Below are 24,089 nucleotides of genomic sequence, written 5' to 3'. Positions count from 1 at the left end.
TAGTTTATTCTTATTTATTTTTAATCACTGCTGTGGCTTCCACTTCTATAAGGACATCATCTCTGAAAAGCCTGCTTACTTCCACAAGGCTGCTTACAGGAGGATTCTGAAGATTGACATACATATCCCTGACCTTTCTGAAATCAGGAGCTTTGGAGATATCTGTCATAAAGATTCCCAGCTTTACTACGTCTTTTCCTGTTCCTCCGTATTCCTTCAGAATATTCTCAATATTTTTGAAAACCTGCTGAGTCTGTTCCTCTACATTTTTTCCCACAAGGTTACCTTCCGAATCCAGAGGAACCTGACCGGATAATAAAATCATTGCAGCGCTTCCGCAATCAATACTTACTGACTGTGACAGCCCTTTGATGCTGAAAACTTTTGACGAACTTTTATACGCTGTAGGGTTCATTGTTTTCTGACTGAATGAAAATAGAAAAGTTGCGGTGCCAACCAGAACAAGAATCTTTCTCATACTTTACTGATTAATAATCTGGTGCACAAAGATAACAAAAAAACTACCCAAAATATGAGTAGTTTTTTATATTGTAAATAAAGTATTGATTATTTTTTCAAAAAACCATCTACTTCATCAGCATTCATTACTTTTTCTTCGAAAACGTAAGCTCCTGATTTAGAAGACTTCACCATTTTCACCACCTTAGTCATTTTTTTAGACTGACCGCTTTGTAGGGTTGCTACTACTTTCTTTGCCATGGTAAGTTATTATTTATAAATTACTTAATTTCTTTGTGAATGGTAGATCTCTTAAGAACAGGATTGTATTTTTTCAATTCCAATCTCTCTGTAGTGTTCTTTTTATTTTTTGTAGAAATGTATCTTGACATTCCTGGCATACCACTTTCTTTGTGCTCTGTACATTCAAGGATTACTTGAACTCTGTTTCCTTTTTTTGCCATGATTTATTAATTCTTTTTAATCAATCCGTTTCTTGTAGCTCTTTCAATAGCTTCCTCGATTCCAATCTTGTTAATCACTCTCAATCCATGAGCTGATACTTTCAGTGTTACGTGCTTATCTTGCTCCGGAAGGTAAAACTTCTTCTCTAATAAGTTAATTTCAAAACGACGCTTCGTTTTGTTATTAGCGTGAGAAACGTTGTTACCAACCATTGCACGCTTTCCTGTTATTTGGCAAATTCTTGACATATCTCGATGTTCTTATTTGTATAATATTTGAGAGTGCAAAATAACAAAGAATTTTTTAGATAGACAAATCTTTTGGAAAATATTTGCAAATAAGTGGCTGATTAATAATATTGAATTTTTAAAATACCCGAATTTCCGGGATCTCACAGAAAATCAGTGCTGATATATTTCATACAGGCTTTTTTTACCCGCAATAATTTAATATTCTATCTTTGTTTTTAATTAATCTAAATAAAAATAGAATGAAGAGAATTTATATTTTATTGTCGATGCTTCCTGTAGGTCTGGCTGCACAGAACTTTACTGAAGTACAGACCGGTATGAAAAACTTTTATTACTCAGCAGCTGATATTGCTGATATTGATAACAACGGGACACTGGATATTGTACTGAATGGAGCTATAGATTCTGATGGTGACGGAAATGTAGACAGCACGTATAATGAAGTATATCAGAATAATGGTTCAACATTGCTGCCGTATGCAGGTCTGGGCGGAGATGTAACCCATATGGGAGATATCCGTTTTATGGATTTTAATAATGATGGCCTGATGGATATTGTTTCTACAGGACTCAGCTATATGGATATTGTGAATTATAAACAGTACCGTTTCAGAAATACAGGAACAGGATTTGTGAAAGAAGCTGAAATTCCCGGGAAAGTTTACAGTTCATTGGAAGTTTTTGATTTCAATCATGACGGGAAATCGGATTATGCACTTAACGGTACTCAATATATCAATGGAGCAGGTTTCAGGAATACCCTGGACTATTATCAGAATACCGGGACGGGTTTTGATATGACCGGGCATTGGCTGGAAGGGACCCAGAGCGGTAGTTTTAAGCTGGTAGACCTCAATAACGACAGGCTTCTGGATCTTGTGATTATAGGATCAGATGTCAACCAGAACCCGGTCAGTAAGGTTTATATGAATCAGGCAGGAACATTGGTGCCGGCGCAGGACCTTGATCCCTTATCAGCAGGTAAAATTGAGTTTGCAGATTTTAATGCTGACGGTTTTCAGGATCTTGTTGTCATAGGAAGGGATGGAAATGATGACGGATATTTTGCCGTCCTGATGAATGACGGTACGGGAACGCTCACAGCCCAACAGATCAGTATGCCCGATATTTCTGATGTTTCTTTAAGCGTTGGAGATCTGAATAATGACGGTTATTATGACTTTATTGTCACAGGGAATGAAAATTACACGGCAGTAGTGAAGACATATATTTATAATGTTTCCAATCAACAGTTTACGGAAGGTACAATCAACGGTTTATCCAATCTTGGAGGGCCTGGTACCGTACATCTGTTTGATTTTAATAATGATCATCACCTGGATATTTTAATGGGTGGATTCGACTGGGATAAAACAGACCTGCCGTCTCTGACAAAAGTTTTTAAAAATAATTCAACAGAAGCCAATTTAAAACCAACTCCTCCTACAGATCTGAATCTGACCAGAAACGGAAACCGGTTCAATTTTTCATGGAGTGGCGCTACAGATGACAAAACCCCGGTGAATGCTTTAAGGTATGAAATAACGGTAGGAACAACGCAGGGAGCCCAGGATATCGCCAAATATATAGTAACGACTCCTTCATGGTTCCTTGACCTTGACCCGGCCGTAGAAAATGTATACTGGAGTGTAAAATCGATTGATGCCTCCAAAGTATATTCCGATGCTTCTGTCAACAATACACTGGGGGTAAAAGACATCAAGGCTGCAACAAAACTTGTTATCTACCCGAATCCTGTATCTGATAAAGTATATATAAGAGGCGAAAAAGTTTCTGAAGCTGAAATGTATTCAATGGACGGAAAAAAACTGAATATTATTGTAAATGGGGACCAGTCAATTGATGTTTCTCACTTACCTAAAGGAGTATATTTACTAAAACTGAAGATAAAAAACGAAATAACCACCAGAAAACTTACGATTAAGTAATTGAATCAATTCTATCTTCTATCAATGAGAAAAGCCAGACGTCCAGCTGGCTTTTCTCTTTTATTTATGTAATAAAGGTTTACATTATATTTTTTTTATGAATTTATCAATTCTTCTTTTATTTTCTTGCTGCAGTAAAGATGGGTACAAATTCATCATTATATTTACAATCATGATGATCATTGCAAAAATAAAATTGTTTCCTAAAATTTTAAGAAAAGCAAAAACACTTACAAAAACAAATCCAATCAAATGATCTATTTCAGATTTTGTCATTTCATTTCTTAAAATGATTAAATTACTTTTCTGAATTTTGCTTTTAAGTTTCAATTTTTGATTAAAGAATTTAAAAAAAATAACCCAATAGATTTATTAAATTTTTCACTTTTTATAAAATTCAGATTGGAGAGTTTTTATTATAGAAAGTTGTATTTTTTAGAAAGGCATTCACAAACATTCCAACAATCCAGGAAATAAATGTTATTGAAATACTAAAGGTGAAATATTTGATGACCATATCTAAAAGAGTAATTTTTTGATTGTTTAATCTTACCTGGAAATTATGATTTTTTTGTTCTGTTTCGGAATTTTTCAATAAGATAATAAAACAGTAAAAAGCCTAATGCAAATATTGAAAATCTTGAAAGCAGATCCCCGGCTCTTGTATAAAAGGTCATCGTGTCATACAGGTTTACTTTGGCAAACAATGCGGTTTGATCTCCATAAAAAGTATCGGCTGTTATTTCTCCTTTTGCGTCAATATGGGCAGAAATACCACTGTTGGCAGCACGGGCAATCTCTCTTCTCGTTTCAATGGCTCTTAATCTGGCATAGGATAGAAGCTGTTTGTGGCCTTCCGTCACTCCCCACCAAGAATCATTGGTCATAATTCCTAAAAAGTTAGCTCCCTTTTTTACATAATCCGTTACAAACTCCCCATAGATGCTTTCATAGCAGATAATAGGAGCCAGTTTACCTTTATTATAAGGGTTTGAAAAAGCAACTCTTTCTTTGTCCGTCCCTAAGGAAGCTACCGTACCGCCAAGATTAAGCATAGCATTACCTAAAATAGGTTTCAGAACGGTGATGTAAGGGAAAATTTCAACCCCGGGAACGAGTTTCCCTTTATGATAGGCCTGTACTTTCTGATTCGGGGCAAGCTGAATCGCTGTATTGTAACTGGTGATCCAGAGTCCCAGGTTGATTTCATAGGCTTCTTTAGGCATTGTTGCCGGATCACGGTAAAAACGGTGTGATGAAATTCCTGTTGCAAAAACAGATCCCGGATGTTTGGTCAGGAATCCTTTGATGTTATTTAAAAGTAAACTTTTTTCAAAAGCGGTTTCAGAAATGGAGCCCCTGCCTGGAAGCGCCGTCTCAGGAGCCATATAGTAATCAATTTTACCGGTTGAGTTTTTTTCAGCAAGTGAAAGTAAATCCTGTTCGATCGTAAGGCTGTCTTTAGAATATTTTTCAGCATAAGGATCAAGGTCCGGCTGCAGCATCAATACATTAACCTGTCCGGTAGGTTTTTCATCAAAATTATTGTACTTAATGACTGAAATAATCATCGGAAGTGCTATCAAAGCTGCTACAACTGATGAATTTTTAATCAGGTCCTTTCTTTTTCTGCCGGCTTCCCATGTTCTGACCGTATAAAAGATCAAAACATTGATCAGGAGGATCCAGAAGCTTCCCCCGGTGGCTCCCAGCGTATCATACCACTGGATCAGCTTAGGGTATTCTGAAAATACATTTCCTAAATTCAGCCAGGGCCATGTCAGTTCCCAGCCCAGATGGAATTTTTCAAAACTCATCCAGATCGCAATGAAGAAACCCAGTCCCCAATAGGTTCCCTGGGCATTTTTATACCAATGGTAACACTGGAATACCAGTGAGTAGAGCAGGGAGTTGACCATTACAGGAAATACAACGGCCATCAGAGAGTGGCTTCCGTCAGGATTTTTAGAGCCATAAAGCCATCCTGTAGTCACTATATTCCAGATAACAAAACAAAGGTAAGACAGCCAGAAGACCACCCAGCCTTTCCTTTTATAATCTGAAAATTTTGAAACGCCATGTTCCATCATCAGAAGCGGAACAAGTGCGAAAAATATAAAAAACGGAACCCCATAAGTTGGCCATGAGACCGACAGCAGCATTGCTGAAATAAGTGTAAGCAGAACGTATTTCATTAAATTATTTTAATACACAAATTTAATGTTTTTGAAATGAATATATTAGCACCTGATGTTAAAGAAAATTTACAAGGCCGTTATTGTACCCTATACTTTGTTTCTGCTCTACCTGATGTTTCTGGGGATGGGCCGTTTTCAGTATGAGGACAACCTGATCAGGGTGGAACCTGTATTTTCTACCATAGAGTTTATTCAGAACAGTTTAGACTGGAAATATATCCTCATGATTGTTTTCGGTAATATCATTATGTTTATTCCATTTGGGTTTTCAGGGTGGGTTTTTCCTGAGCTGAAAGATCTTAAGACACTCATCTTTGCATTTATTTCTACAATTGTCATCGTGGAAGCTCTCCAGTATTTTACCCGAATGGGAATATTTGAGGTAGACGATATCATCCTGAATACTTTTGGGGTATATCTGGGATGGCTTATGTGCAGGTATATTGAAAAGAGGTTTAACTATTGAGTTCTTTCGCGCGTTTTTCAGCATTCAGAATTCCCTGCTTTAAAATGTCTTTGAAACTGTTTTCTTCAAAAGTTTTTAAGGCAGCTTCTGTTGTTCCGCCTTTAGAGGCTACATCTTTGATCAGTTCCTCAAGATTTTTCTCAGAATTATTGATCAGGTGATAAGCTCCCAGCATGGTCTGTTTTACAAAAAGTTTGGAAAGGTTTTCTTCAATTCCCATTTCAATTCCCGCTTTGATCATAGCATCAATGATATAATAAAAATAAGCAGGTCCGCTTCCGGACAGAGCGGTCACACCATCCAGAAGTTCTTCATTTTCCAGATAAACAGATCTTCCTGTGCTGTTCAGCAGCCTTTCTATACTGATAAGCTGACTGAATGAAATGCCATTGGCTGCTGTATAGCCTGTAATTCCCATTCCAAGAAGAGTAGGAGAGTTGGGCATGGCTCTTACCACAAGAGGATGGTTCAGGAGTTTTTGAATTTTTTCAATATTGATTCCCGCCATGATGGATAAGATCATCTGGTTTTCTTTAAAGGTAAACCGGATGTTCTGGGATACCGTCTGAAAATCCTGAGGCTTTACAGCAATAATGATCAGGTCAGCATCCAGGTCACTGACTTCATCAAAGGTGGAAATTTTTGATTGGGGAAATTCTTCAGCTATTTTAGAGATTTTTCCAGGATTTCTGAGGATCAGGTGAAGGTTTTCAGGTCTGATCAGCTCATACTTTAAGAATGATTTTGAAAAAGAAAGTCCCATATTTCCGGCTCCAAGAATAGCTATTTTCATCACAAATTGTAATTTTTAAGCTAAAGTAATGATTTTTCGGGAGGTAGAAATAACGAAAACCTATAAAAAGAACTGTTGCGGGCAGCGTAAAGACATAAAGATTTGAATAATGATGCTGTTTTGGTATACCGCAAGTAAAAAAGGCTGTATTCCAGTCGAATCAGCCTTTATATGTTTTTTATTAGATAATATTCACTTCCCGTTCAAGTTCAATTCCGAATTTTTCTTTCACAGAATTGATGATCTCTGTAGAAAAATCAAAGATTTCCTTTCCGGTAGCATGCCCTGTAGCATTGATGATAACCAGTGACTGTAATTTGTGGGAGGCTACATTTCCGATTTGTTTGCCTTTCCATCCGCACTGTTCGATCAGCCATCCGGCCGGAACTTTTACCATGGCTCCATTCGGGTATCCCTGAATATTTTCAAATTTTTGTTTTAAATCTTCAAACTGCGCTAGAGGAATCGTTGGATTTTTGAAAAAGCTTCCGGCATTCCCAATTTCTTTCGGATCCGGCAGTTTGCTTTGTCTGATGTTGATCACTGCTTTGGAAACATCCTGGATGGTAGGATTTACAATGCCCAGATTTTCAAGCTCGGATTTAATAGCACCGTATTCTGTTTTGATGTGATGTTCTTTTTGGGTAAGTTTAAAGGTAACTTCAAGAATAACATACCTTCCTTTTCCTTCCTGTTTGAAGATCGAATCTCTGTAACCAAACCTGCACTGTTCAAGATCAAAATCCGTAAGTTCAAGGCTGTTAAGATCCAGCACCCGGCAGCTGACAAAAACATCTTTGATCTCAGTTCCATAGGCTCCGATATTCTGCATCGGGGAGGTTCCTACATTTCCTGGAATTAAAGAAAGATTTTCCAGTCCGCCATAGTTTTTTTGTAAACAGTACATAACGAATTCATGCCAGTTTTCGCCTGCTTTTGCAGTGATAAGAACTTCATGATCATTGATGCTTTCTTCAGAAATTCCTTTTAAATTCAGCTTAATCGCAAGACCCTCAAAATCTTTTGTCAGCAGGATATTGCTTCCGCCACCCAAAAATAATAGTTGAAGAGACTGTTCTTTTGCAAAAGTGAGTGCATCTTTTAATGCTTCAATGCTGTTCACTTCAGCGAAGTATCTGGAACTGGCTTCAACACCGAATGTATTATAAGGTTTTAATGAAAAATTTTCTAGCATGTTGTATTATTGGTATTCTTTGTATTCTTTAGGAAGAATTTTGTCTAATTGTTCTTTAAACAGCTGAAGCTGCCTGTAGTGGGCAGTATCTGCAAATGAGTTAACATAGATATGGGATTTTTTCGGAGTACGGATCTGAAAGGTTTCATCAATTCCGTCTACCGACTGCTGGCTCGGAGAACTTTTAATATCATCAAGGTCTTCTGTATTGATGGAGAAGATAAGCGATTTCCAGGTGTCATGACTTATGGCTGAACGCCATTCCTTATGGGTCTGGCTGGCTGTAGTTCCTTTTTCTGCAAACACAGAATCCTGGGTTGCTTTAATGATTCTGTAGTCTCCAAGGATCCCGCCGATATGTGATACACTGATTGATGTTATTTCGCCCGGGCTTTTGTGGGAAACAGTTTTCTCCTGTTTCTTGGTTTCACAGGAAAAAAATGCCGACAGCAAAAATATCGAAAACAGTATTTTCAGATGGATGTTTGTTGTTGTCGGCATGATTGTATTTTATAGGCTGAACTCTTCTCTGTACTTTTTTAAAGCTTCTTTAAGAATCTCAGCACTTCTTTTTAAATCTTCTTCTTTCAGAACGTAAGCTATTCTTACCTGTTTTTTCCCCAGTTCCGGATCACTGTAGAAACCTCCTGCAGGAGCTACCATGATTGTTTCGTTATTAAGGGAATATTTTTCAAGCAGCCACTGGGCAAATTTTTCTGTGTCATCTACCGGAAGTTCTGCCACACAATAGAAAGCTCCTCTCGGTTTAGGACAGATCACCCCAGGAATTGCATTCAGGAGATCTACCAATACATTTCTTCTGTGGGTATATTCTTCTCTTACAGCTCTGATGTAAGGTCCGTCATTCTGGTGTGCAGCTGTAGCGGCAATCTGTCCCAAAAGAACCGGGCTTAATCTCGCCTGTGCAAAAAGCATAGCTGCATTACGGATTTTTTGAGAACGGGTCACCATGCATCCGATTCTTACTCCACACATGGAATAACGCTTAGACTCAGAATCGATGATGATGCAGTTTTCGCTCAGTTCAGGGAATTCCAGCATTGATATCTGCTGTTTTCCGTCATATACATATTCTCTGTATACTTCGTCAGAGATCACAACGATATCATATTTTAAAGCAATTTCCGCAAGCTTCTGAAGTTCTTCACGGGTGTACAGATATCCTGTAGGGTTCCCCGGGTTACAGATCACGATTGCTCTTGTCTTTTCTGTAATCTTTTTCTCAAATTCTTCAATAGGAGGAAGGGCAAAACCAGTATCAATAGTAGATGGTACAGCTACAACATTTACATCAAAGGTGCTGGTAAAACCGTTGTAGTTGGCATAGTAAGGTTCAGGAATAATCACTTCGTCTCCCTCATCACATAAAGTGGAAATAGCAAAATTAAGCGCTTCAGACCCTCCATTGGTAACGATGAAATTATCAGGAGTAAGATCCGAAAATCCTAATGAATGATAATATTCTGTAAGGGCTTTTCTGTATTCAATATTACCTTCAGAAAGTGCATATTCCAATACTTTTAAATCAATATTTTTTAAGGCATTCAAAGCCGTTTCCGGAGTTTCAATATCAGGCTGTCCGATATTAAGGTGATATACTTTTATTCCTTTTTGTTTTGCTTGTAACGCAAAGGGAACCAGTTTTCTTACCGGTGATGCCGGCATATGCAGTGCTCTGTTTGAAATATTTGGCATTGTTCAAAAAATTTGTATGACAAAAATAGGATTTAATTTCCCAATAATAAAATTCTGAGTCAATAAGAAAAATACAATAAGTGCATGTTCTCTTTAAATCTTACTATTTTTACTATTGTTTAATATTAATATTTTATACATTTTGAGTTAATGTTAGTATTTTTGTAAAAATAATCTTTTTGTATTATAATTTTTCTTAATTTTCGGCTCAAATGTGAATAAAATGACAATAAATTTATTTTCTAGAGTAGTACCTGCTATTGCTCTGTTATCTGCCACTACAATGATGGCTCAGAATTATCAAACCATGCCGGTTGCTTCAGGCTATACTGCTGATGTAATTGCAAATGGTATAGGTTCTTCAGCAAATTCTACGAATAATGATGTAGATGGGGTTTCTTATGCTTTTGTAGCCAAGGATTTTCAGCTGACCTCCACAAGTCCTGCGATTACCTATGGTATTCCGGTGGACGGAATTATTAATTCTGTAGTGGCAGGAACTCCGGGACTTAGTTATGTTTTGGGAAATTTAAGTGGAAATAACTCGCTAAGACTGGTTGCTGCCAATGACAGCGGAACGCTTACTTTCACCACTCCTAAACCTGCTTTTACATTGTATATGCTTTCTACCAGTGGAAGTGGAACATCTACAGTGAACATAACGGTTAATTTTACGGATGGAAGCAGCCAGGTATTTTCTAATATAAGTCTTTCTGACTGGTATGGCGGAAACAATTTTGCCATCCAAGGAATCGGAAGAATTAAAATAACTACAGATGCTTTAGAATCCAGTACTTCAGATCCGAGACTTTATCAAAATGCATTGGTAATAGATGCAGCGAACCAGGCAAAACCTATACAAAGTGTGACGGTAACTAAGGCAAGTGGTTCAGGTTATCCTAATATTTTTGCTTTTTCAGCAGATGTCTATTCAGACTGTACTCCTCCAGTATTGCAGACTGTTTCCGGTATCACTGCTGATTCTGCCTTTATTTCATGGACAGGGCCTACCAATGCGGCAAGCTATGATGTGTATCACAGCACGTCCAGTACCATACCTTCCAGTACAGTATCTCCTACCTATCCAAATGTAGCAGGCACAAGTACAACTATAGGAAGTCTCAATTCAAATACAACCTACTATTATTGGGTAAGAACCAACTGTAGTTCTGCTACAAGCCAGAGTGCATGGTCTTTTGGCGGAACATTTAAAACGGCTTGTTCTACTTTCACTACACCTTATACGGAGAATTTTGACACTACAACTACAGGCTCTTCAAGTAGTACAAATGCTCCAAGCTGCTGGGCGTACCTGGAAAGTGCATCATTTTCGGGCTATGGATATGTAAATGCATCAACAACAAACAGCTATTCGGCACCTAATGCCTATTATCTGAATAATTCAACAGCTACCAGCGGCAGTCAGATGCTGGTTTCACCTCCAACGACGAACCTTTCAAACGGAAACAAACGTGTAAGGTTCTATGCAAAAGGAGGATCAAGTAACTATACCTTATTGGTAGGGACTTTATCAAATCCTGCAGATCCTGCTTCTTTTAACCAGATTGGAGCTCCTGTTGCTTTAACGACTTCTTTTGCGCAGTATACTGTTAATATCCCGGCAGGTTCAGATCTGCAGCTGGCATTTAAACATGGTTTAGGAGGCACTTCCAGAGGTATTTACATTGATAATATTACAGTTCAGGATATTCCAACGTGTTTAGAACCTACTGCTGTTACTTCATCCAATGTGACAATGAATTCAGCAACTATCGGTTGGACGGTACCAGCTTCAGTTCCTGCAAACGGATACGAAGTATACTACAGTACAACGAATACTGCACCCGATGCTACCACTGTGCTGAACGCTTCCAATTCTACAACTTCTTCCACAACCTCCGCTCCGTTGAATTCATTATCTGCAGATACAAATTATTATGCATGGGTAAGGTCTGTATGCAGTGGCAGCGACAAGAGTATCTGGAGTGAGCTTACTGCCTTCAGAACAGGGTATTGTCTGCCTTCATCTTCCAATCAGAATTCATGGCTTTCTGCTTTCACTTCTACGGGAAGTCTTATAGATATGGCTTATTCATCAGGTTCCAGTGTGGCAGGTGGGTATCAAAACCTGACAGCAACTAATAATAAGATCATCAATGCTCCGGGAGCTACTACTTCAGTATCCTTCACCGCCGGAGGTCCTACATGCGGAATCGGTGTTTGGGTAGACTGGAATAATAACTTAACTTTTGAGGCTTCAGAAAGAATGTTTGTTACTAACACTTATATAACAAATACTTCAGGAACTATTACTGTGCCTGCGGGAACACCGGTAGGGAATTACAGAATGAGAGTGGTGACTGATTATAACAGTACAGCTCCGTCAAACCCGTGTACGGCTATTGTAAGAGGTGAATTCATTGATTTTACATTTGAAGTGGCTACTTCCTTATCAACTTCAGAAACGGCGTTGAAGAAAAAAGAAATCAGTGTATATCCTAATCCTTTCAAAGATGTTCTGTATATTTCAGATATGAAAGATGTGAAATCTGTAACCGTTACAGATGTTGCAGGAAGAGTGGTGAAAACTATTGATAATCCGTCAAAAGAACTTCAGTTAGGAGAATTGAACAGCGGTTTATATCTGGTGACGATGAACTTTAAAGATGGTTCAAAATCAACAGTAAAGGCTATTAAGAAATAATTTTTTGAGTTAATAATTTCTGTAGGCAGTTGCATTGATGTGGCTGCCTTTTTTATTAAAATTAATGTGAATTCTATTATATTTAATGGGTTTTTTCAGGGGGGGAAGCCGGGAGCAGGAAGCCATGAAACCATGAAACTCATAAGAATAATAAGCCTCCTGTATTGTAATGATTATTTTATAGTGATCATTACACTGAAAATAACTTCTAAGTTCTTTCTATCTTTCAGCGGCTTACGCTAAACCGAAATCACGTTAAAATTATAAAAACAGTTTCACAAAATAATTGTACTTTAGAAAAAAACTAAATATGCAGATCCAGGCAGTTTCCATTGAGGATTATATTTCAAAGATCCCTGAAGAAAGACAAGACGCTTTCAGAAAACTTTTTGAAACCATTCATAACAATCTTCCGGAAGGTTTTGAAGAAAACCTCAGTTACGGAATGTTAGGCTGGGGTGTTCCATTGAAAACTTATCCGGCAGGGTATCACTGTACTCCGGGAACACCTTTGCCTTTTATCAATCTGGCGTCCCAAAAAAACTTTACAGCGCTGTATCATATGGGACTTTATTCTACCCCTGAGCTTTTGGATTGGTTTGTAGCGGAATATCCGAAACATTCGAAGAGAAAACTGGATATGGGTAAATCCTGTGTCCGTTTCAAAAAAGCAGATGATATCCCTTTTGAACTGATTGCTGAACTGAGCCGGAAAATGACACCGGAAGACTGGATCAGAGTTTATGAATCTCAGTATAAGAAATAGCAAAAGCCCTGAAGTCACATGATTTCAGGGCTTTTTTAGAATGAGGGAGGTGAGTTGGAGTTGATCAGGTTAAGCGCATTAAATTTTCTTATATACAAACATCTGCACAATCTGCTTTATCTGCGGGAAATGAAATAATAACCACATCATTTAATACGTTTAACCCGTCATTTGAAGGGGGGAGATTTTCGCTTTATATTAAAACGATAATCTGAATTAGATTTGATTATTGACATACAGTGATTTTCCGACTTCAAATAGCTTCCAGTCTGCATCTTTCCTCCTAAAACTGAATATCCCAGATTCCCACCCTGCGCTCCAGCTCTATGAGGGCTGCCGCATTATCCGCAAGTGCCTGATAGTAGTCTTTTCTTATTCCGTTGTAGGTTCTCTGGGCACTCAGAACTTCCAGAATGGAACTTTCCCCCCGTTTGTAGCTGTAAGTAATTCCTTCCAGGATGCTTTTAGCTTCTGTGAGCATACCATTGTGAAACTGCTTCACCTGCTTCTGGGTTGCTGAATATTGCTGATAAGCCTGCATGACCTCAGCCTGTATTCCCTGTTCAATCTGCTGATATTCTACTTCGGCCTGTGAATGAGCCATTTCAGCGATTTTCAGCCCTGCATTTCTTCTGTTTGAAAATTTAAGGGGAATACTGAATCCTAACTTTACAGCATTTACGGTAGGGGAAGGAGCAATTTCATTCGTGGCTTCGGTGTGGTGCTCTGCTCCGGCACTGATGCCTAAATCCAGCACACGGTTGGCCTTTTCAAGACTGATCTGGCTTTTGGCAACCTGTGTGTTTTGTTTAGCTGCCAGTAAATCTGCACGCTCATTCAACGCCTGCAGAATAAGGTCATCAATGTTAAAATCTCTGTTGAAAGCATTAAAGTCCCCATCCACATTTCTGCCGGTAAACCGGTGATCGCTAAGAAATACAGCCAAATTGGTCAGAGACTGTTGTTCGGCACTTTCAGCCTGATATACTTCGTTCAGAAGAGAAGCAGCCTCTAATTTGCTCTGCTTTGAGGTTACCAGAGATATTGTTCCCAGCCTGTACCGGATGCTGTCTGATTTTGCCAGCTGCAGAATGTTTTGATACGAATCCTGCTGTACTTCCAGCATAGCTTTGGACCGTAAAGCATCAATATATCCTAAACTTGCATCTGCCCGAAGGTTTCTGAAGAAATCCTGCAGCTGTATTTTACTGAGCTCCGACTGATTTTTGGCAAGATTTATTCTGGCTTTCCTTTTTCCGCCCAGTTCCAGCGTCCAGCCAATGGAGGTTCCGTAGACATAGCCCATATTTTTATTCACTCCGTTGTTGCTGGTTTCCACTTCCAGTTGCGGATCAGGAAACATACCTGCAGTCTGGATGGCCGCTTCAGCTATACTTACATTATATTTCCGGGAAGCATAGCTGAGGTTTTTATTTCCGACAAGGCTCAGATATTCTTCAAAAGATAAAAGTTCTTTTTCCTGCGCTTTTAGAGTACCTGTCATGCCAGGTAATACCATAACTATTAAAATAAAGCAGGCGTTAAATGTGATCTGTAGGTGCTTCATCTGATTCCGAATTTTGTTTTTTGTTGCTGCGCTCAGCCATGAAATAAATGGCCGGAAGCACAAAAAGGGTTAAAATAGTAGAGAACATCAGTCCGTAAACAATTACCGTTGCGAGAGGCCGCTGTACGTCTGAACCGATTCCTGTAGCCAGTGATGCCGGGAATAATCCGATGACAGCAACCGTGGCAGTCATCAGTACCGGCCTGAAACGATCCTGTGCTCCTTTGATGACGGCAGGCTTCAGGTCATATCCTTTCCTGCGAAGATCATTGATATGGGAGATCATGATCACCCCGTTCTGGATGGCTACTCCGAATAAGGCAATAAAACCTACGGCAGAAGATACATTCAGGGACATTCCACGGGTATTGAGTGCCAGCATGCCTCCGAACAAAGCCAGTGGTACAACAGACATCAGTACCAAAGCCTGCCTGAAGTTACCGAACGCTCCGTACAATAACAGGAACATAACAGCCAGGGCCAGCGGAACAATAAATGCCAACCTTGAATAAGCTCTGTTTTGGTTTTCAAACTGACCTCCCCATTTAATCTGGTATTTTTCGTGGTCATACCTGATTTCTTTTTCTATTTTATCCTGAGCTGTTTTCAGGAAAGAAGAAAGATCGGTACCCCTTAAATTCAACTTTACGGTAAGGTGACGTTTATTCATTTCACGGGTAATGGTACTTTCTCCGGTACTTAATTTTACTTCTGCCACCTGGGATAAAGGAATTTTAGCTCCGGTAGCTGAAGTCAGCATCAGGTTTCCGATTTTATCGGGAGTATTCCGGCTGTCTTCGGTGTACCGGCAGGAAATATCATAGACTTTATTACCTATAAATATCTGGGAAATAGCCTTTCCGCCTAAAGCAACTTCAATAAGGTCTGCAACATCTGCAACATTCAGTCCGTACTGTGCAATTTTGTCCCTGTTGGCAATGATCTGCAGTTGGGGTAATGGCGGTTCCTGATCAATGGCAAGATCTGCTGATCCCGGAATCTTATTTAATGTGGATAAAATATTTTCAGCAATTCTTCTGGTCTCTTTAAAATCTTCACCATATACTTTTACCACCAGTTCACTGTGGGCACCGGAGATTTTGTCCATTACCCCATCAATCATCGGCTGTGAAAATCCAACGGTGAATCCCGGCATTTCCTTATAATCAGCTGCCAGTTCTCTGATGAGGTCTGCCTTTGTCTTTCCGGAAGGCCATTCACTGTAGGGTTTTATTCCTACGGAAACTTCAAAGTGAGAAGCCGTCCATGGGTCTGTACCATCATCATTACGGCCTGCCTGTACCATCATATAAGTAACTTCGGAATGTTTTAACGTTCTGGCCCGCAGCGTATCACTCATTTCTTTTGCTTTGGCCAGTGAAATTCCAGGCGGAAGCTGTACCTGAAGCCAGATGGAACCTTCGTCCAGCTCCGGAAGAAAGTCTTTTCCTACGGTATAGGACAGGATTCCGGCGGACAACAGAACAATGCTTACAGGCAATATCACTTTTTTAGGGGCCTGCATGATTTTATCAATTCTTCTTCCGTAGGCATAGCTGATCTTTTCAAGCCATTTATTGTGATAAATTTTCTGTGGTTTGCGGTAAATCACATAGGCCAGCCCCGGAATCAGAAGTAATGCGACAGCCAATGCCCCTAATAAAGCATAACCTACTGTAAACGCCATAGGAGTAAATAATTTTTTTTCCACTCTTTCAAAAGCAAATAAGGGAAGATAAGCGGTAATAATGATAATGGTGGAAAAGAAAATCGGTTTGGCTACTTCAATCACCCTTTGGGTAATGGTTTTTTCCTCCAATGTCTCTTCCTGATCTTCTTCTCTTTTTTTCAGAATGGTTTCCAGCATTACAATGGCTCCATCCACAATAATTCCGAAATCAATGGCTCCAAGCGACAGAAGATTGGCGGGTATATTGGTAATATGCATTAAGATAAAGGCAAAGAGTAAAGAAAGCGGAATCGTTACCGCTACCAGTAATGCACCCCGCCAGCTGCCGAGAAATACGATCAGTACAATAATTACAAGTACAATACCTTCGGTAAGCGTATGGGAAACCGTGGTCAGTGTTGTTTTTACAAGATCAGTTCTGTCCAGGAAAGGATGGATTTTTACTCCCGGAGGAAGAATTTCATTATTCAACTCATCAACGGCTGCATGAACGCCTTCCAATACCTGCGAAGGATTTTGTCCCCGGAGCAGAAGCACGATTCCTTCTACACTTTCAGCGTAATTACGCTTTCTGTCAGTATATCCCAGGATTCCTTTTCTTTCAAGGTTTCCGTATTTTAATGTTCCTACATCATTCAGGAAAACAGGAACCCCATGTTCGGTTTTTACTACAATTTTTCCAAGGTCATCCAGATCTTTTACCAATCCGATTCCACGAATAACATAAGCTAAATTTCCCCGTGGGAGCATACTTCCTCCTGCGCTGACATTATTTTTGGAAATGGTTTCGGTCACTTCAGATAAAGAAAGTCCATATTGCTCCAGCTTGTGAGGATCAAGCTCCACCTGGAACTGAGTGGTAATACCTCCGAAGTTGGTAACATCTGCGATCCCTGAAACCTGTTTGATCCGGGGAATAATAACGAATTTCTGTAAATCCGTGAGCTCCCGCAGGCTGTGGGTATTGCTTTCAATAATGTACCGGTATACTTCGCCGATAGGAGAGGTGAGGGGATCAAGCCCCGGCTGTGCACCATAGGGCAGGGTGACATCAGATAATCTTTCCTGAATGCGCTGTCTGGCCCAGTAATCGTCAATTCCGTCATCAAAGACTATAGTGATCATGGAGAGCCCGAAAGTACTTTTGCTCCGCATCACATGCATTCCGGGAAGCCCGTTCAGTGAACGTTCCAGGGGAATTGTGATCTGTTGTTCTACTTCTTCAGCTGCCAGTCCCGGAACCTGTGTCACTACCTGTGATGTGACATCGGCAATATCGGGATAGGCTTCTACTGATAGTCTGGTCCAGGAATAATATCCGAAGAATCCCAGTAAAAGGAAGAGTGCGAGCATCAGCCATCTCTTCTGTATAGAGAGTGTAAGTAATTGTTTCATAATTTTTCTTGAGGTAAAGAGTTACATTATTTTGCATCCAGCATATAAATTCCGCCTTCGGTCATAATGGTTTCCCCGGCTTTTAATCCGGAAAGTACCCTTGTTGTTTTCTGATCTGTTTCTCCTGTGGTAACCGGGCGTCTGACAAATTGATTTTTTCCTGTTTTTACCCATACATACTGTGAACTGTCATTCTGCATCAGAGCAGTGACCGGGATCATGATGGCTTTCTCCGGAAGGGTAGAAAAACTGACGGTAGCATACATTCCGGGCTTTAATCTTCTGTCCGGATTATCACATTCGATAAGGACTTTTATACTTCGGGTGTTCTCATCCACAATTTCATTGATGTGATATACTTTTCCGGTAATATTCCGGTCCGGATATGCACTTACTTTTACCGATACGTGATCACCGGTATTGACAAAACGGATGTCTTTTTCTTTCACATCCCCGGAGATCCATACTTTGGACAGTTCTGCAATGATGATCACCGGATCAGCATCATTTCTCAGGTATTGACCGTTTACAATGGTATTGGAAATGATCTCCCCGCTGATCGGTGCTCTTACAATAAGCGGACTTCCTATGCCTCCTCCTTTACTGTTGTATACTTTTAAGGCTGATGCAGCATTGGACAATGATGTTTTTTTATTTTTAAAATCCGTTTCTGATTCGTCCAGTTCTTTCTGAATTCCTACACCGTGCTTTACCAGATCCTGCTGGCGTCTGTAATTTTTCTCTGCAAGCTGTACATCATTCAATGCATCTGTGTAATCTTTCTGGACCGAAAAGTAATCGGAAGACAGAATTTCAAAAAGAGGACTGCCGGCTGAAACATTCTGCCCAAGCTGTATAAAGGATCTGGTAATTCTTCCTGAAAAAGGGCTGGCAATTTCAGCATAATGATTAGGGATCGCCTGAATCGTACCAGCAGAAACAATACCATCACTGTGTTCCTGCTCAGCAACCGTTTCAGTTTTGATTTTTTGGAAGGCAGGATGTTTTTCCGGAATGATCACCTGTCCGTTTTTGAGGGTGAGTTCCTCTGCATGATCTTTTTTTGACGAATCATCTTTACAGGCTGTTGTAAAGAGAATGATAATGCTTAAGATTATTTTTTTCATGATCTTAATAAAATTGAGTGCTGTTGCTGATTTTTGTTTTTGTATTGTTCTTTTTCTTCACGGTGACCAGTTTTTGGTTCCGGGCATTTTTTTGAGCAGATAAAGAAGGTCTGAGAAATATATTGGTGGAAATGATAAATAAGACGGTAATGAGAGCTTCCATAGAGTACCCTAATGCACACAAAGCACCTATAGCAGCAGAACACCATAAAGTAGCAGCTGTATTCAGTCCACGGACGGTTAAGCCGTCTTTCATAATCACGCCGCCACCCAGAAATCCGATGCCACTGACGATATAAGATGTAATTCTCCCGGCAGCATCACCACCAATTTTAATAGCAATCAAAACGAAAGCTGCGGAACCGATACAAACGAGGGTATTGGTACGCAGTCCTGCATTTTTTTTGCGCCATTGTCTTTCAAAGCCTATCCCTGCACCTAAGCAGAAGGCTGTGAGTAAACGGAGGGTAAATTCAAATGTATTCATAACTTTTCCTGTTTTTACAAAGCTTTTCAGCTGTACGGGAAAAGTTGTACAACGAAAGCTTTTAAGATTGATAATTACTGTAAGGATCTGAGTCCATATGCTTTATTTTTTACTGTGCAAAAGTAGAAATGAAGGCTTTTTTTTACCGTTAGAAAAGCTTTAGAATGTTATTAGAAAATCATTAGAGAAAATTCCTTTGTTTTTTAGATGATTCCGCAAGGAATAATTATTTATTATATCCAATTAATATGTGTAAACTGTACCCATGGTAAGAGATAAAATTTCAATACATTTGGAGGCTGTTTTTTTGTATGATGAATTTCACAGTCTGTCATATAAATAAGAGCTTGTTTAAACCCGGAAATTTCCCTCCAAACCCTTTTTGAATTATATATTTTACCAATGAAAAAATCAAATATCAATATAGCGATACCTGCAACGCTGCTGGCTATTATCTGTGTACAGGGGGGAGCTTCGATCGCCAAACAGCTTTTTCCGGCTATCGGAGCTATTGGTACCGTGACCTTAAGAATTGTACTCTCTGCCATTTTACTTACGATCATCAACCGTCCGAAATTTTTAACGTTTACGAAACAGAAATGGAAGTATTGTGCAATGTACGGTATTGGTCTGGCTGCCATGAATCTTATCTTTTATATGGCGATTCAGCGTATTCCTTTGGGATTGGCGGTTACTGTAGAATTCGCAGGACCTCTATTCCTGGCATTGGCTTTATCCCGTAAATTGTTGGATGTTGTGTGGGCGCTGTTGGCCTGTGTCGGGATTTTGCTTATTGTACCCTGGAAAAGTGATCACATAGATCTGGTGGGATTAGGGCTGGCATTTCTGGCTGGCGTGTTCTGGGCAGTATATATTGTCATGGGCGGAAAAGTTTCTAAAATAATGGATGGGAAAGATGCTGTTACTACAGGAATGCTGTTTGCAAGTTTGGTCATTATACCCTTTACCATATGGGATGGAGCGGTATTTAATCTTACTCCGGCTATTTTCGTGAAAGGTCTGGGGGTAGCCATTCTATCGAGTGCTTTGCCGTTTTCTCTGGAAATTATGGCACTGAAAAGGCTTCCTGCAAAGACTTTCAGTATCCTGATGAGCCTTGAACCTGCATTTGCAGCTCTTTCCGGGCTGGTATTTCTTGCTGAAGAACTTACTTTCTTACAATGGATTTCGATTGCGTGTGTGATAGCGGCCAGCATTGGAACAACTGTTTTCAGCAAAGTTTCAGGAGATTAAAACTATTGATAAATTGAATTGGGGTTATAGCAATAGGCTGGAAGCTGGAAGAAAAAAGCTTGAGCTACTTTAGTATTATGATCATTGTAAAACAATCATTAGATACTGAGCCTTATAATTCTTTATGGGTTTCATAACTTCCTGCTTCCTCTTAAAACATGGCTTTTGATTTTAAATCGATATTAAATCATTGAAAATTAATTGATTGTTATCGCATTTGCGTTAATGTTCCTTAAGGGTTTAAAAAATATAGTTCAAAAAGCTCAAGCCTTTTCAGGATCAAATATCACGGTAAAAACGGTTTTATTATTTTCAGAGCTTACTTTGATGGCTGCATGATGAAGGTGAATAATTTTTTCTGTAAGGAAAAGCCCTATTCCGTATCCTTTTTCTTTTTTGGAGGTTTCACTTCGGTAAAACGGTTCAAAAATATGCTGTAAGTCTTCATGTGATATCATAATACCTGTATTGGTAAAGCGGATATGGAGTTTTCCCATAACTGCTTCAACATCGATGGAGCACACATGTTCCGGTGAATATTTACAGGCATTGTCAATGAGATTATTAAAGGCCACCTTCAGCAGGTATTCATTTCCCTGAATAACCAGCAGATCTTCATCAACAGAATTTTCAATATTCAGGCTGACTTTATATCCCGGATTTTCTTTTGTAATCTTTGCGTAAGATTCCAGGAGAACTTCGTCAAGCCTTACGTCATAAAAGCTGATTTCATTAGGGTCATAGCTTGCCTTGGCGAGGTCCATCAGGCTGTTGGAAAGTTTTGCCATATTACGGGCATCATCCAGTGCATTGCTGATGGTCTGCTGATATTGATCCTGACTAAGCTCCTTTTCTGAAGCCAGTTCAAGTTCTGTAATGATCGCAGACAGCGGGGTACGAAGTTCATGGGAAATGTTGGAGACAAAGTGTTTTTGGGAATCAAAAGAATTTTCCAGTCTTTCCAGCATACCGTTGAAACTTTGGGCAAGTTCATTCAGTTCATCTTTTTCTTTGGTTGTTTTTAATCGGAGCTGTAATTTTCCTGCCGTAATTTTCCTGATCTGATTTACCATTTCACTCAGGGGGCTTAATGCTTTTTTAGAAAGAAAAATTCCCACAAGATAGGTCAGGATCAGAATACTGATGAAAGCAATGATGCTGATAGTCAGCAGATGGCTGATCGAGCGGTATCCGTATTGGTCATAGCCTGCGGCTGTTACGATATATTCTTTTCCGTTGTGGGGATAAACCATTCCGATGGCCTGAAGGTCATCCAGCAAAAAACTGATCTCTTTCTTTTTCAAAATACCGGAAAGCATTTCTGCATCTTCTTTTACATAATCCACCTTTGAATCATCGTGATAGATGAGGTTGAATCCCGGATCATAAATAGCAACCTGAACTTCGTTGAGGGTTTTTGTATTGTTTTTGTACAGGCGGTGCATTTCTTTTTCACTCAGCGTGCTCTGGAAAAAAAGATTGGCTTTGGCTACCGCTTCATTGCTGAGCTGGGCATAAAATGAATTTTCCCGTGCTTCGGCAGAAGAATAATAGACGGCAATACCGTAACATACCATCAGCATTGCTGTGACAGAAGTAAAGAGTAAAGTAAGCCTTGTTCTGACTTTCATATTAATACTATTGCTGGTGTTCTTCGTACCCTTTTTTTAAAATAAAGCCCATTCCTGCTTTGGTATGGATCAGTTTATTCTCAAAATCCTTATCTATTTTCTTTCGGAGATAATTGATATATACATCTATAAAGTTGGTTCCGGTATCAAAATGAGTGTCCCATACCTTTTCTGCAATTTCGCTCCGGGAAAGTACTCTTTCGGAATTTTCGAGCATGAATTTCAATAGATTGAATTCTTTGGGAGTGAGTTTAACGGGTACCTGATCCCGGCTGGCGGTTTTCTGTTCCAGATTCATTTCAATCCCTTCATATCTGATTACAGAGACTTTTTGCTGTGGCTGATGCGAAAAACGTTTCAGAAGTACTCTGATCCTGGCGGTCAGTTCACGCATTTCAAAAGGTTTGGTCATATAATCATCGGCCCCGGCATCAAATCCTTCCAGCTTATCATCAGTGGTTCCAAGAGCGGTAAGCATTACCACAGGAAGATTGGGTTTTAAAGCCTTTATTTCAGTACAGAATTCAAGACCGTCTTTTCCGGGAAGTACAATGTCTGTCACTACGAGATCAAAATTCTTTTGCAGAACCAGTTTGAGACCTGTCATTCCATCGTAGGCTGCCGTCACTTCAAATTCAGATTCCTGAAGCCCTTTTGTGATCAATTGGGAAAGCCTGTTGTCGTCTTCCACGAGTAAAATGTGTGGCATAAGAATGTTGGAATGTTTGGTTGATATATAGAATAGCTCAATACTCATCACAAATGTAATAAATTCTATTTTGTAATTTTGATGCAGAACAAAACAATCAGATGGCAGAATCTAAAATATCTTTTAAGAAAAAAATAAAAAAAGCTGCAACAGCCGGAATTCTATTTCTTCTCATGACCCTTCTGGTACATTGTGTTTCTTCCGGGACAGGCTCACTTAAAAATGGAGATCTGCTTTTTGTTACTGCAAAGGAAACAGGACTGTCTGGAGCCATTAATAATGTGACTCAGAAACAGAAAACAGCTTCTTTTGATCATATCGGGATCTTGGAAAAAGAAGGAAATAAGATGTTTGTACTGCATGCAGCTCCCAAAGGAGGCTCTCAGAAACAAGATTTTAAAGATTTTATAGAAGATCAGAAGACGGACGGACAAAATGTTGTGGTATACCGCTTAAAACCGGAATATCAGAAAGCCATCCCGAAAGCACTTGAAAAGGCAAATTCAATGTTGGGTAAGCCTTATAATTTCAATTATATTCTGGATGAAAATTCATATTACTGCTCAGACTTCATCGAGAGAGCTTTCAGGGATGAATCTGTTTTTAAACTGGAACCGATGACCTTCATTGATCCGAAGACCGGAAAAACCAATACATTCTGGGAAGAATTTTATAAGAAGAAAAATGTAAAAGTACCTGAAGGAGAACCGGGATGTAACCCCAATGGACTGGCAGGTTCTGATAAATTGGAAAGAGTAAAAGTATTGTAAAAAATAAAAGAGAAGCTGATAAAGCTTCTTTTTTTGTTAAATTTTAAAAAATATTAGTCTACTAATTTGGTGGACTAATATTTTTTTATATTTTTGTCACAGATTTAATGCAGAGAGCAAGACGATCTGAAAATGTTTAATCCAAAAATGTTTAGCAATGATTACACTGAATCCCGGCCTGCAGGTTTTGCAAAATAAACTGAACCTGCCTAAAAAAGAACTGATCCTGGAAATAGAACTGAATGGCAAAATGAAATTTGAACATTTGATGAATACGATCTACAATCAATTGGGTATCTGCCATAGAGTGTTGTCTGCTAATATAGAATACGTCAACGGCTACAGCTTTGGAACCGTGCAATTATACATTAATGTCAATTCAGAAGATTTTCAGCAGCTTGAGTTCTATCTGAATAAAAATAAACTTATCAGTACTTCGGTGGAATATACCTGCAGAAAGTATTTTTAGGTGAGATTCATATAGTTTTAATTACCAA

The 24,089-nt window shown here is 39.2% G+C and carries 23 protein-coding genes; 7 read left to right on the top strand and 16 right to left on the bottom strand.

The genetic code is table 11. The features are described 5' to 3' along the window. Window positions 1-10 precede the first annotated feature (10 nt). The 4 genes from BBI00_RS12885 to rpmB form a co-directional block, all read right to left on the bottom strand. Window positions 11-478: a RidA family protein gene (locus BBI00_RS12885; RefSeq protein ID WP_065399142.1), complete on the bottom strand. Its 468-nt coding sequence runs from the start codon at window positions 476-478 to the stop codon at window positions 11-13. 89 nt (window positions 479-567) lie between these two features. Further along, complete coding sequence (locus BBI00_RS12880) at window positions 568-720, bottom strand: DUF4295 domain-containing protein (RefSeq protein ID WP_065399141.1); 153 nt, start codon at window positions 718-720, stop codon at window positions 568-570. A gap of 20 nt (window positions 721-740) precedes the next feature. Then, the gene (rpmG, locus tag BBI00_RS12875; RefSeq protein ID WP_002976756.1) at window positions 741-923 is read right to left on the bottom strand and encodes a 50S ribosomal protein L33; all 183 of its coding nucleotides are present in this window, start codon (window positions 921-923) and stop codon (window positions 741-743) included. A 6-nt stretch (window positions 924-929) separates the two neighbouring features. Beyond that, a complete protein-coding gene (gene rpmB / locus BBI00_RS12870; protein WP_002976757.1) occupies window positions 930-1,172 on the bottom strand; it encodes a 50S ribosomal protein L28 in 243 nt (80 codons plus the stop codon). Window positions 1,173-1,414: 242 nt separating this feature from the next. Between rpmB and BBI00_RS12865 the strand changes: the two genes are divergently transcribed. Next, window positions 1,415-3,124 carry a T9SS type A sorting domain-containing protein gene (locus BBI00_RS12865; protein WP_065399140.1) on the top strand — a complete coding sequence of 570 codons (1,710 nt, stop codon included), beginning with the start codon at window positions 1,415-1,417 and terminating at the stop codon, window positions 3,122-3,124. Between the two features lie 84 nt (window positions 3,125-3,208). On the opposite strand, the gene BBI00_RS23580 is transcribed toward BBI00_RS12865, so the two are convergent. Both BBI00_RS23580 and lnt read right to left on the bottom strand, forming a co-directional pair. Beyond that, complete coding sequence (locus BBI00_RS23580; RefSeq protein ID WP_262487265.1) at window positions 3,209-3,454, bottom strand: glycosyl-4,4'-diaponeurosporenoate acyltransferase CrtO family protein; 246 nt, start codon at window positions 3,452-3,454, stop codon at window positions 3,209-3,211. Between the two features lie 230 nt (window positions 3,455-3,684). Continuing rightward, the gene (gene lnt, locus BBI00_RS12855) at window positions 3,685-5,319 is read right to left on the bottom strand and encodes an apolipoprotein N-acyltransferase (protein WP_065399139.1); all 1,635 of its coding nucleotides are present in this window, start codon (window positions 5,317-5,319) and stop codon (window positions 3,685-3,687) included. Window positions 5,320-5,374: 55 nt separating this feature from the next. Between lnt and BBI00_RS12850 the strand changes: the two genes are divergently transcribed. Then, window positions 5,375-5,788 carry a VanZ family protein gene (locus tag BBI00_RS12850; protein ID WP_065399138.1) on the top strand — a complete coding sequence of 138 codons (414 nt, stop codon included), beginning with the start codon at window positions 5,375-5,377 and terminating at the stop codon, window positions 5,786-5,788. On the opposite strand, the gene proC is transcribed toward BBI00_RS12850, so the two are convergent. The 4 genes from proC to BBI00_RS12830 all read right to left on the bottom strand — a co-directional run bounded on the left by proC (window position 5,778) and on the right by BBI00_RS12830 (window position 9,492). Further along, window positions 5,778-6,581 carry a pyrroline-5-carboxylate reductase gene (proC, locus tag BBI00_RS12845; protein ID WP_065399137.1) on the bottom strand — a complete coding sequence of 268 codons (804 nt, stop codon included), beginning with the start codon at window positions 6,579-6,581 and terminating at the stop codon, window positions 5,778-5,780. The two genes, BBI00_RS12850 and proC, sit on opposite strands and share 11 nt — an antisense overlap. Before the next feature lie 181 nt (window positions 6,582-6,762). Continuing rightward, window positions 6,763-7,776 (bottom strand): UDP-N-acetylmuramate dehydrogenase, encoded by a 1,014-nt coding sequence (murB, locus tag BBI00_RS12840; protein WP_065399136.1) that lies wholly within the window; start codon window positions 7,774-7,776, stop codon window positions 6,763-6,765. A 6-nt stretch (window positions 7,777-7,782) separates the two neighbouring features. Beyond that, window positions 7,783-8,277 carry a hypothetical protein gene (locus tag BBI00_RS12835; protein ID WP_065399135.1) on the bottom strand — a complete coding sequence of 165 codons (495 nt, stop codon included), beginning with the start codon at window positions 8,275-8,277 and terminating at the stop codon, window positions 7,783-7,785. Between the two features lie 9 nt (window positions 8,278-8,286). Continuing rightward, on the bottom strand, window positions 8,287-9,492 hold the full coding sequence (locus BBI00_RS12830; RefSeq protein ID WP_065399134.1) for a pyridoxal phosphate-dependent aminotransferase: 1,206 nt from the start codon (window positions 9,490-9,492) through the stop codon (window positions 8,287-8,289). Between the two features lie 223 nt (window positions 9,493-9,715). Here BBI00_RS12830 and BBI00_RS12825 point away from each other — a divergent pair, with 223 nt between their 5' ends. Continuing rightward, on the top strand, window positions 9,716-12,196 hold the full coding sequence (locus BBI00_RS12825; RefSeq protein ID WP_065399133.1) for a GEVED domain-containing protein: 2,481 nt from the start codon (window positions 9,716-9,718) through the stop codon (window positions 12,194-12,196). A gap of 310 nt (window positions 12,197-12,506) precedes the next feature. Then, complete coding sequence (locus BBI00_RS12820) at window positions 12,507-12,962, top strand: DUF1801 domain-containing protein (protein ID WP_065399132.1); 456 nt, start codon at window positions 12,507-12,509, stop codon at window positions 12,960-12,962. Between the two features lie 283 nt (window positions 12,963-13,245). Here BBI00_RS12820 and BBI00_RS12815 read toward each other — a convergent pair whose 3' ends face one another. From BBI00_RS12815 to BBI00_RS12800, 4 genes are read right to left on the bottom strand one after another with little or no spacing between them, the layout of a single operon-like run. After that, window positions 13,246-14,481: a TolC family protein gene (locus tag BBI00_RS12815; protein ID WP_065399131.1), complete on the bottom strand. Its 1,236-nt coding sequence runs from the start codon at window positions 14,479-14,481 to the stop codon at window positions 13,246-13,248. Window positions 14,482-14,503: 22 nt separating this feature from the next. After that, window positions 14,504-17,614: an efflux RND transporter permease subunit gene (locus BBI00_RS12810; protein ID WP_185116318.1), complete on the bottom strand. Its 3,111-nt coding sequence runs from the start codon at window positions 17,612-17,614 to the stop codon at window positions 14,504-14,506. A 26-nt stretch (window positions 17,615-17,640) separates the two neighbouring features. After that, window positions 17,641-18,741, bottom strand: coding sequence for an efflux RND transporter periplasmic adaptor subunit (locus BBI00_RS12805; RefSeq protein WP_065399129.1), 1,101 nt, complete (start codon window positions 18,739-18,741; stop codon window positions 17,641-17,643). A 4-nt stretch (window positions 18,742-18,745) separates the two neighbouring features. Further along, complete coding sequence (locus BBI00_RS12800; RefSeq protein WP_065399128.1) at window positions 18,746-19,228, bottom strand: MgtC/SapB family protein; 483 nt, start codon at window positions 19,226-19,228, stop codon at window positions 18,746-18,748. 402 nt (window positions 19,229-19,630) lie between these two features. Between BBI00_RS12800 and BBI00_RS12795 the strand changes: the two genes are divergently transcribed. Next, a complete protein-coding gene (locus tag BBI00_RS12795) occupies window positions 19,631-20,482 on the top strand; it encodes an EamA family transporter (protein WP_065399127.1) in 852 nt (283 codons plus the stop codon). A gap of 263 nt (window positions 20,483-20,745) precedes the next feature. Here BBI00_RS12795 and BBI00_RS12790 read toward each other — a convergent pair whose 3' ends face one another. Together BBI00_RS12790 and BBI00_RS12785 are read right to left on the bottom strand one after the other, a co-directional pair. Next, a complete protein-coding gene (locus BBI00_RS12790) occupies window positions 20,746-22,113 on the bottom strand; it encodes a HAMP domain-containing sensor histidine kinase (protein WP_065399126.1) in 1,368 nt (455 codons plus the stop codon). Between the two features lie 7 nt (window positions 22,114-22,120). Beyond that, entirely contained in the window at window positions 22,121-22,822 is a 702-nt protein-coding gene (locus BBI00_RS12785; protein ID WP_065399734.1) for a response regulator transcription factor, read from the bottom strand. A 101-nt stretch (window positions 22,823-22,923) separates the two neighbouring features. On the opposite strand from BBI00_RS12785, the gene BBI00_RS12780 reads away from it, so the two are divergent. Further along, window positions 22,924-23,592 carry a YiiX/YebB-like N1pC/P60 family cysteine hydrolase gene (locus tag BBI00_RS12780; protein ID WP_083988495.1) on the top strand — a complete coding sequence of 223 codons (669 nt, stop codon included), beginning with the start codon at window positions 22,924-22,926 and terminating at the stop codon, window positions 23,590-23,592. A gap of 157 nt (window positions 23,593-23,749) precedes the next feature. Further along, on the top strand, window positions 23,750-24,061 hold the full coding sequence (locus BBI00_RS12775; RefSeq protein WP_065399125.1) for an NIL domain-containing protein: 312 nt from the start codon (window positions 23,750-23,752) through the stop codon (window positions 24,059-24,061). Window positions 24,062-24,089 lie beyond the last annotated feature (28 nt).

Origin of the sequence: Chryseobacterium arthrosphaerae, assembly GCF_001684965.1 — a bacterium.
GTDB classification, from domain to species: domain Bacteria; phylum Bacteroidota; class Bacteroidia; order Flavobacteriales; family Weeksellaceae; genus Chryseobacterium; species Chryseobacterium arthrosphaerae.
This window is presented reverse-complemented; position numbering and strand designations above follow the sequence as displayed.